The organism is Sphingomonas sp., from assembly GCF_035910975.1.
Lineage (GTDB): Bacteria > Pseudomonadota > Alphaproteobacteria > Sphingomonadales > Sphingomonadaceae > Sphingomonas.
In genome coordinates, this window is record NZ_JAMHWM010000036.1 from 1 (window position 1) to 2,662 (window position 2,662).

General features: G+C 68.1%; 4 protein-coding genes. All 4 read right to left on the reverse strand.

Features of this window, described 5'->3' with window-relative positions; all coding sequences use genetic code 11:
• Positions 1 to 136: type II secretion system protein (locus VYI76_RS16830; protein ID WP_443018960.1), on the reverse strand; the 136-nt coding region annotated here is incomplete at its 3' end.
• A 3-nt stretch (positions 137 to 139) separates the two neighbouring features.
• Complete coding sequence (locus VYI76_RS13230) at positions 140 to 1,342, reverse strand: type II secretion system F family protein (protein WP_326525271.1); 1,203 nt, start codon at positions 1,340 to 1,342, stop codon at positions 140 to 142.
• An 8-nt stretch (positions 1,343 to 1,350) separates the two neighbouring features.
• Positions 1,351 to 1,935 (reverse strand): hypothetical protein, encoded by a 585-nt coding sequence (locus tag VYI76_RS13235; protein ID WP_326525272.1) that lies wholly within the window; start codon positions 1,933 to 1,935, stop codon positions 1,351 to 1,353.
• A gap of 82 nt (positions 1,936 to 2,017) precedes the next feature.
• On the reverse strand, positions 2,018 to 2,662 hold a 645-nt coding region (locus VYI76_RS13240), incomplete at its 5' end, for a TrbI/VirB10 family protein (RefSeq protein WP_326525273.1).

Below are 2,662 nucleotides of genomic sequence, written 5' to 3' on the forward strand. Positions count from 1 at the left end.
GGCTCCGTTCGATGATTTCGCGGACCGAAGGCGTGAGCACGGCGGCCAGCGCGCCGAGCACAAAAAGCACGAGGACGATTTCCAGCAGCGAAAATCCGCGCGCGTTGCGCCCACAATGATCGGGTAACGGCTTCATGCTTCAGCGGGCGCTGACGCCTCCCAATAGCGCGAAGAGCGGGAGAAAGAAGGAGAGCGCGATCACCCCCACGACGGCAGTGAGTGTGGCGAGAATGGTCGGCTCCAAGAGCGCGAGCGCAGTCGCGAGTCGGTCGCGCGCCTGCGCCGAAGCGTAGGTTTCAATGTGGCGCAGCGCCGCTCCGAGTTGGCCGGTCGTTTCACCCGACTTGAGGGCCGCGATGAAAAACGCGGGAAACCCGTGCGAAGCGGGCAGCGCCGCGTGCAGAGGCCGGCCCACAGCGACGCCGTCGCGCGCGACGTGAATCTGCCTCGCGAGCACCGCGTTGCCCGTAAGGTCGGCGCCTTGCTCAAGCGCATCGAGAAGCGGGATGCCCGCTTCCACCAGCAATCGCGCGTGCGCCGCGAATCGCGCCGTCGCGACGCAGCGAATCACCTCGCCCCAGACGGGTGTGCGGAGGAGCAGCGCATCGCGGGTGAACCGAAAGCGGCGCGAGCCACGCAGGAACCAGGCGGCACCGACAACCGCGAACGTTCCGCTCGCCAGCAAGGGCCAGCTGTGGCGCAACCACTCGCTCGCGGCGATGAGGACGCGCGTCAGCACCGGCAGGTCGAGATGCAGCGTCGAAAAGATCGCCGCGAACTGCGGCACCACGCCACCGAGCAGGAATACGATCAGCCCCGTGGTCGCCGTCAGCACGACCGTCGGATAGATGAGCGCGCGCCGTGCGGTGCGTCGCAACTCCTCCGCGCCGGCGAGGTGCTCGGCGAGCGAGTGCAATGCCACGGGAAGTTGCGCGGAGGCTTCACCCGCGGCGATCACTGCCGCGATGTGCGGCGGAAACTGCCGTGCGAAGAAACGGCACGCCTCATGGATCGGTCGACCGGCCGCAACCTCGCGATGAATGTGCGCGAGCATGCGCTGCGCGTCGCCCGTCGGGGCATCGCCGGCGAGTTGCGCGAGCGCCACATCCGCGGTCACCCCGGCGCGGAGCTGCAGTTCCAATTGATGCAGCAGCGCGACGAAATCCCGTGACGAGAGTCTCGCCCGGCTGAGGCCGGCCGGCGGCTGGGCCGCGGCGATGTGCAGCGGCCACAGATTCCGCCGGCGGAGCGCCTCGCGCAGCGAGGCGGCGTCGCGCGCATCCTCGGTGACGGCGAAGCGACGACCCTGCGGCCCAACAACAGTGGCGGCGTAAAGCGGCATGGTTGTGTTCAAAGCGGAAGCCGGATGCGCACGGATTTTTCCGCGACCGGCAGTCGAAGGAGATGTCCGGCGTGCCGGACCAGGACGGCGTTGGGCTCGATGCCGACCAACGTCAGCGACTCGATGGTTTGTTCGGGCTGGACGGTGCGCTGGTTGATCAAGGCGCACGGGGCGGCTCCCCCGATCACGCCCTGCACGTGCAGAGTCACTTCGCGGATCGCGTCCGCCGGCAGGCTCCGCACGGCGAACGGATTCACGTCGTCGCCATCCCGCGTCTGGATGAGGAGAGCCGTGAGATCGATCAGCCCGTCGGCGTTCGGCAGGATGGCCGGTTCAGCGGACGGTGGCGGAACGATTGGCGCGGGCGGTGTGGGCGGCGGTGCGGGCTCCAATTTCACCGACTCGGCCGCGACCGGCTGAAGGATGGCCGGCGGCAGCACGGCCGGAACCGGCACCGGCGGAACGGGTGGCGCAGTTTCCAGTTCACGCACGCGCGCCAGCAGCGCTTCGTTCTGCGCGATCAGCGCCTGGATTTGTTGCTGCTGCCGGAGTGTCTTTTCCTGTAGCTCAAGGGACGGCACGGACAGCGGCACGGGCGCAGCAACGGGAGGTGGAGTTGGACGAGGTGCCGACTGGCAGCCAGTCACCGCCACCAACATGGAAAGGAAGAGAAGGCTAAGGCGCATGGGTTGAAAGAGAGGCGGCGCCGTGACGGGCCCGCCCGAGGTCGAGGGTTTCGGTGACGTAGAGATAAAACGCCTTGCCGGCGGGCACGCGGACGTAGACGCCGTCGCGATCGATCGACTGGCGGATCTGATTCGCATATTCGCGGAGGACGGCGCCCGTGCCCGCGAGCGCGGCATTGCGCGTGGTCGTCGTGGGGGTAAGCGTTTCGCCCAAGAGCGTGGCCGTGGTGCGCGTATCCTGGAGCGCCGCGGTGGCGGTCGACAGGAACGCTGCGGCGAAAAGCTGCACCTCATGCCAATCGTTCGTGCGAAGCACGTCGCCCCGCAGACCGGCGGAACCGTCATGCAAGCCCCACGTGCCGGTGACCGAGTCGCGTTCACGATTCAACGCGAGCCCCTGCACCGCCAGCTCGTCACCGTGGTCGGCGCCCGGCGAGCGCCAGACGATCCGCCACGTTCCCTGCGCCGCGAGGCGCTCACGCGCCCGGTCGGTCGAGGCACGACCATGCACTTCAGCCCCCACCGGCACGATGAGTCGGCCGTCGTGCCAGACAGCTTCCTTCACGAGTCCGATCACCGGGGTGTCCAAGCGGTTCGACTCGATGGTGAGCACGGTTTCGCACGGGATGAGCCG